At 70.0% G+C, this 6,336-nt stretch carries 4 protein-coding genes and 1 tRNA gene; all 5 read left to right on the top strand.

From position 1 onward, the window contains the following. Positions 1-1,666, top strand: a 1,666-nt coding sequence (locus VFB40_RS12225; protein ID WP_324850048.1) for a topoisomerase C-terminal repeat-containing protein, incomplete at its 5' end; no start/stop codon positions are given. A 139-nt stretch (positions 1,667-1,805) separates the two neighbouring features. Continuing rightward, positions 1,806-3,251 (top strand): dTMP kinase, encoded by a 1,446-nt coding sequence (tmk, locus tag VFB40_RS12220; protein WP_324850046.1) that lies wholly within the window; start codon positions 1,806-1,808, stop codon positions 3,249-3,251. Beyond that, the gene (locus VFB40_RS12215) at positions 3,248-4,465 is read left to right on the top strand and encodes a DNA polymerase III subunit delta' (protein ID WP_414642084.1); all 1,218 of its coding nucleotides are present in this window, start codon (positions 3,248-3,250) and stop codon (positions 4,463-4,465) included. Before tmk ends, VFB40_RS12215 begins: the two co-directional genes overlap by 4 nt. Positions 4,466-4,673: 208 nt before the next feature. Beyond that, positions 4,674-6,203, top strand: coding sequence for an alpha/beta hydrolase (locus VFB40_RS12210; protein WP_324850042.1), 1,530 nt, complete (start codon positions 4,674-4,676; stop codon positions 6,201-6,203). 57 nt (positions 6,204-6,260) lie between these two features. Further along, positions 6,261-6,334, top strand: a tRNA-Thr gene (locus VFB40_RS12205). The last annotated feature ends 2 nt before the right edge of the window (positions 6,335-6,336 follow it).

The following is a 6,336-nucleotide window of genomic DNA, read 5'->3' as shown; positions in this document are numbered from 1 at the left end:
CCCGCGCCGGTACGAGTCGAAGGTCAAGAACGCGCAGGAGGCGCACGAGGCGATCCGCCCCTCCGGTGACAGTTTCCGCACTCCGGCGCAGACCAACCTGACCGGCGACGAGTTCCGGCTCTACGAGCTGATCTGGATGCGCACCGTCGCCTCGCAGATGAAGGACGCGACCGGCAGCTCAGTGACCGTGCGCGTGGGCGGCGACGCCTCCGACGGTCGCACCGTCGAGTTCGCCGCCTCCGGAAAGATCATCTCCTTCCACGGCTTCCTGAAGGCGTACGTCGAGGGCTCGGACGACCCCGACGCCGAGCTGGACGACCGCGAGCGGCGGCTGCCGGCGGTCGCGGAGGGCGACGCGCTGGCGGCCAACGAGATCGAGGCCGAGGGCCACTCGACCAAGGCGCCGGCGCGGTACACCGAGGCTTCGCTGATCAAGGAGCTGGAGGAGCGGGAGATCGGGCGCCCCTCCACCTACGCGACGATCATCAACACGATCCAGCAGCGCGACTACGTGTTCAAGAAGGGCACCGCGCTGGTCCCGTCCTTCCTGGCGTTCTCGGTCGTCGGCCTGCTGGAGAAGCACTTCGGCTCGCTGGTGGACTACGAGTTCACCGCCCGCATGGAGCAGGACCTCGACCGGATCGCCCGCGGCGAGGCTGAGCCGGTGCCGTGGCTCAAGCGGTTCTACTTCGGCGACGGCGACGCGCTGGAAGGGCTCAAGGCGCTGGTCACCGACCTCGGCGGGATCGACGCGCGCGAGGTGAACACCTTCCCGATCGGCGATGGCATCGTGCTGCGTGTCGGCAAGTACGGGCCGTACGTCGAGAAGCTCGGCCCGGATGGAGCGCCGGTCGCGCGCGCCAACGTGCCTGAGGACACCGCGCCCGACGAGCTGACCGCCGAGTTCGCCGAGGAGCTGTTCTCGCGGCCCACAGGCGACCGCGAGCTCGGCGTCGACCCGGCCACAGGGCACACGATCGTGGCCAAGGCCGGCCGGTACGGCCCTTACGTCACCGAGATACTTCCTGAGGGCACGCCGAAGACGGGTAAGAACGCCGTCAAGCCGCGTACCGGCTCGCTGTTTAAGGACATGTCGCTCGACGACGTGGACCTCGACACGGCGCTCAAGCTGATGTCGCTGCCGCGTGTCGTCGGCATCGACCCGAACACCAGCGAGGAGATCACCGCGCAGAACGGCCGCTACGGGCCTTACCTCAAGCGCGGTACCGACTCGCGATCGCTGGAGAACGAAGAGCAGATCTTCTCGGTGACGCTCGACGAGGCGCTGGCGATCTACGCACAGCCGAAGGCCCGCGGCGGGCGCGGCACTGCCAAGCCGCCGCTACGTCAGTTCGGTGCGGACCCGGTGTCCGGCAAGCCGATCTCGGTGAAGGACGGACGTTTCGGCCCGTACATTACGGACGGCGAAACCAACATCACCGTGCCGCGCGGTACGTCGGTTGAGGAGTTGACCGAGGAGCGCGCGATCGAGCTGCTTGCGGAGAAGCGGGCGAAGGGCCCGGCGCCGAAGAAGCGCGCGGCCAAGAAGACCGCACCCGCGAAGAAGACTGCCGCATCGAAGAGCGCCGCATCCAAGAGCACAGCATCGAAGAGCACCGCCGCGAAGAAGAGCGCGAGCGCGCAGAAGGCCTCCTCGTCCTCCTGAGTTAAGTCGCCTCAGCGCCGCCGTCGCGTATCGGCCGCGGCCTGTTCATCGCCGGTTGTCCCTGCTGGGAAGTACTCTGTTGCGCAGAGAGAGCGCCAGAACACGGACCCGGAACGAGAACGGAGAGCGGGGGGTCGGCATGCGGGCCAGGCTGAGCCGGATCACGGCCGCGGCGACCGGACGGCGCCCGTCGGAGGCGCAGTCCTCCGCGCATTCGTTACCCGGCTGGTTCATCGCGGTCGAGGGCGGGGACGGCGTCGGCAAGACCACCCAGATCGACTCGCTCGCACGCTGGTTGCGTAAGCGCGGCTTCGACGTGGTGACCACCCGTGAGCCCGGCGCGACCGTGCTCGGCGCGAAGTTGCGCGAGATTCTGCTGCACACCAAGGACCGCGAGCCGGTCGGCGCCCGGGCCGAGGCGCTCCTCTTCGCCGCAGACCGCGCCGATCATATGGAGAAGGTCGTCCGTCCGGCCCTGGAGCGCGGCGCGATTGTGATCACCGACCGGCATGTGGACTCGTCGATCGCCTACCAGAGCGGCGGCCGCGGCCTGCCCGCCGAAGAGATCGCCGCGCTCTCCGCGTTCGCGACCGAGGGGCTGCGGCCGAACCTGGTGGTGCTGCTGGACCTGGACCCCGCGGTCGCCTGGGAACGGGCGCAGGCCCGCAGCGAAGGGCCGGACCGGCTGGAGGCGGAGCCGGCCGAGTTCCACCGGAAGGTGCGCGAGGTGTTCCGCGCCCGCGCCGCCGCCGAGCCGTCCCGCTATCTGGTGGTGGACGCCACCGAGCCGGCCGGCGTGATCACCGCGATCGTTCAAGACCGGCTGGAGAACCTGTTGCCGCTCTCGGCCAAGGAGGCGGCCGAGGCCAGGGCGCGCGAAAAGGCGCTGCGTGAGGCGAAGCAGGCCGAACAGCGCGAGCAGCAGGAGCGGCTCGCGGCTGAGCGGGCGGCGGCCGAGAAGGCGGAGCAGCGCCGCCGCGCCGAGGAGGCGGCAGCCCGCGAGGCGGAGGAGAAACGCCGCGAGGAGGCTCGCCAGGCGCAGGCCAGGCGGGCCGCGGAGGAGCGGGCGCGCTACGAGCAGCAGAAGGCGGAGGAGCGGCGGCGGGAGGAAGAGGAACGCCGCGCCGCCGAGCTGCGTGACGCCCAGCGGCGTGAGCAGGAGCAGGCCGACGCCGAGCACCGCCGCCAGATCGAGCTGACCGTCCGTCAGGTGGAGGCCCGGGCCAAGGGCGAGGCCCGCGAGCGAGCCGAGCGGGAGCTGCGCACGCGCGCGATCACGGCGCAGACGCAGCAGAAATCCGAGCCGAAGCCCGAGAGCGCCGCGGAACGGGTCGTGGAAGAAAGCTCGGCGGACAAGCCGCCGGCTGAGAGCGTGACGGTGCAGACGCCGGAGGTAGGTCCTGGCGCGGCCGAAAACAGGGCGATCGACAAGACTGCGGTGCTGCATATCGAGCTGGAACCGACGCAGCTGCTTCGTACGGCCACCGACGGGCACCGCGCTGACTTCGGCGACGACTACGACGACGATGATGACGACACGCCGCGCAGCCGGTGGCGGCTGGGCCTGGGCAAGAGGAAGTCGTGACGCAACCGGGTGGCGCGTGGAGCGCCCTGATCGGACAACCCGGCGCCGTCGAGCGGCTGCACGACGCCGCGGACGCGGCCCGGGCCGTGCTGGCAGGCGAGACCGGCGCGGCCGTGGCGGCCATGACCCATGCCTGGCTGTTCACCGGCCCGCCCGGTTCCGGCAGGTCCACCGCCGCACGGGCCTTCGCGGCCGCGTTGCAGTGCACCGATGCGTACGCTCCAGGCTGCGGCCAGTGTCAGGACTGCCATACCGCGATCGCAGGTACACACCCCGACGTCACGCTCGTCGCGACCGATCAGCTGACTATCGGTGTGGAGCAGACACGCGGTCTCGTGCTCGGGGCCGCGATGTCGCCCTCCCGCCGCCGCTGGCAGGTCATCGTGGTGGAAGACGCCGACCGGATGACCGAAGGCGCCGCCAACGTGCTACTCAAGGCGATCGAGGAGCCTGCGCCGCGTACCGTGTGGATCCTGTGCGCGCCGTCCACCGCGGACATGCTGCCGACGATCCTGTCGCGCTGCCGGCACCTCGCGCTGCGTACCCCGTCCCCGGATGCGATCGCCGATGCCCTTAGCGCAACCGACGGTGTGGATCGCGAGCGTGCCCTTGCCGCAGCGCAGGCGGCCCAAGGGCACATCGGCCGCACCCGGGCCCTTCTGCTCGACAGCGCGGCGGCCGCCGGACGCACCGAGGCGCTCAAGCTGCCGAGCGAGGTCGCTGACGTCGGCCGGGCGCTGAAAGCGGCGCAAAGCCTGGTGGATGCCGCGGCCGCGGAAGCCAAGGCGCTCAGCGAAACGCTCGATGCCAAGGAGACCGAGGAGCTGAAGGTCGCCCTCGGCTACGGCCAGGGCAAAGGCTCCGGCAGTGCGCGCGGGGTGGCTGGTTCCGCAGGCATCCTCAAGGAGCTGGAAACCAAGCAGAAGCGGCGCGCCACCCGCACGCAGCGTGACGCACTCGACCGCGCCCTGATCGACATCGCGGCGTTCTACCGCGACGTGCTGGCGCAGCAATTCGATCCCTCGGGAGCGGCCACCTTAGGTCTCGTGCACTCCGACCATGCCCATCAGACCCGCGCCATCGCAGCTAACTCAAGCCCCGCTACCACGCTGCGCAGGATCGAGGCAGTGATCGAGGCACGCAAGGCGATCGCGGCCAACGTCGCTCCATTGCTCGCCGTCGAAGCGATGGCCCTCACACTCCGTACCGGCTGACCGTGTTGGGCGGCGACGGCGTAGTTGCCGCGTCCGCATAGGGCCAACCCGGTTCACTCGCCGCGACTCCGCCGTACCTACCCGCAGGTTCGCCCCCTGTTCGGCGTAGCCTAAGCGTCGCGACCCCGGGAAGTTCAGCGACCAACGGGACACGTACGGACAACTGAAGGGGGCGTCGATGGCGCACCGGCTCGGCTTGAATCGACGCGTGGGCAGGGTGGCGCTCGCCGCGACGGCGTTCGCGATCACCCTCGCCTCGTGCACCAATGCCAGCGGCCACTCGCTACCGGTTGCCAGCATTCGCAATTCGACTCCGAACCCCTCCGGCGCCCCCGCCGCGCTGATCAACTACTACAAGCAGACCATCAGCTGGTCGAACTGCGGCGGCGGCTTCCAGTGCGGCAACATCAACGTGCCGCTGGACTACAGCAAGCCGACCGGCACCACGATCCGCATCGCCGTCGTGCGCAAGCCCGCCACCGATGAAGCGCACCGGATCGGGTCGCTCCTGCTCAACCCCGGGGGACCTGGCGGCTCAGGCATCGACTACGCGCGCTCGCCCGGCGTCGTCAGCTCCGCCGTCGCGGCCCGCTTCGACCTGATCGGCTTCGACCCGCGCGGCGTCGGCCAGTCCACCGGCGTGCACTGCCTGAACGACAGCCAGATGGACACATTCCTCAACGCGCCGCCGGACCCGAACGGCAGCGCTGAGGTAACCCAGGAGGTCAACCAGGCGAAGTTCTTCGCCGCGCAGTGTCAGAAGAACTCGGCGGCGCTGCTGCCCTACGTCGGCACCGTCAACGCGGCCCGCGACATGGACGTGCTGCGCGGCGCGCTGGGCGACCCGAAGCTCTACTACCTCGGCAAGTCGTACGGCACGTACCTCGGCGCGATCTACGCCGACGAGTTCCCGCAGAACGTCGGCAGGCTGGTGCTCGACGGTGCGATCGACCCCTCGCTGACGGCCGATCAGCTCAACCTGACCCAGGCCACCTCCTTCGACGCCGCGCTGCGCCAGTTCGCCCAGGACTGCGCGCCGCGCTCGGACTGCCCGCTCGGCACTGACCCGACCACCGGCCTGACCAAGCTCAAGAGCTGGGTCGACGGCCTCGACGCGCACCCGATCTCCGGCGACTCGACCCGCCAGCTCACCGAGTCGCTGGCGATGACCGGCATCGCGGTGGCCATGTACGACCAGTCCTGGTGGTCGGAGCTGCGCGCGGCCCTCACCAAGGCCTACGCGGGCGACGGCTCCGCGCTGCTGACCATGGCCGACGTCTACAACAACCGGGTCGGCGGCCACTTCCAGAGCAACGAGACCGAGGCCAACTTCGCGGTCAACTGCGTGGACCACCCGGACGAGGCCACCAGCGTCGACAGCATCCAGCAGGAACTGCCCGCCTACGAAAAGGCGGCGCCGTTCTTCGGCAGCATGGTCGCCTGGTCGAGCCTGCCGTGCGCCTACTGGCCGGCATCGCCCGACACCACCCCGCACAAGGTCCAGGCGAAGGGTGCGGCCCCGATCCTGGTCGTCGGCACCACCCGCGACCCGGCGACCCCGTACAGCTGGGCACAAGGCCTCGCCGCGCAGCTAAGCGCCGGCACCCTGCTCACCATGAACGGCGACGGCCACACGGCCTACCTCCGCGGCTCGACCTGCATCGACAGCGCCGTGGACGCGTATCTCCTGAACGGCACCGTCCCCGCCGCCGGAACTGTGTGCGAGCAAGGCCACTAGAGCGGCTACACTGGTGCACCGGTCGGTGATCGCCACGCGGCGCCACTGTCCTGCACCGCCCCCTTAGCTCAGTCGGCCAGAGCGACGCACTCGTAATGCGTAGGTCATCGGTTCGATTCCGATAGGGGGCTCT

The sequence above is a fragment of the Actinocrinis sp. genome, assembly GCF_035650855.1.
Classification (GTDB): Bacteria; Actinomycetota; Actinomycetes; order Streptomycetales; family Catenulisporaceae; genus Actinocrinis.
Note: the sequence above shows the minus strand (reverse complement) of the source record. Positions and strands in the feature narration are given on the sequence as shown.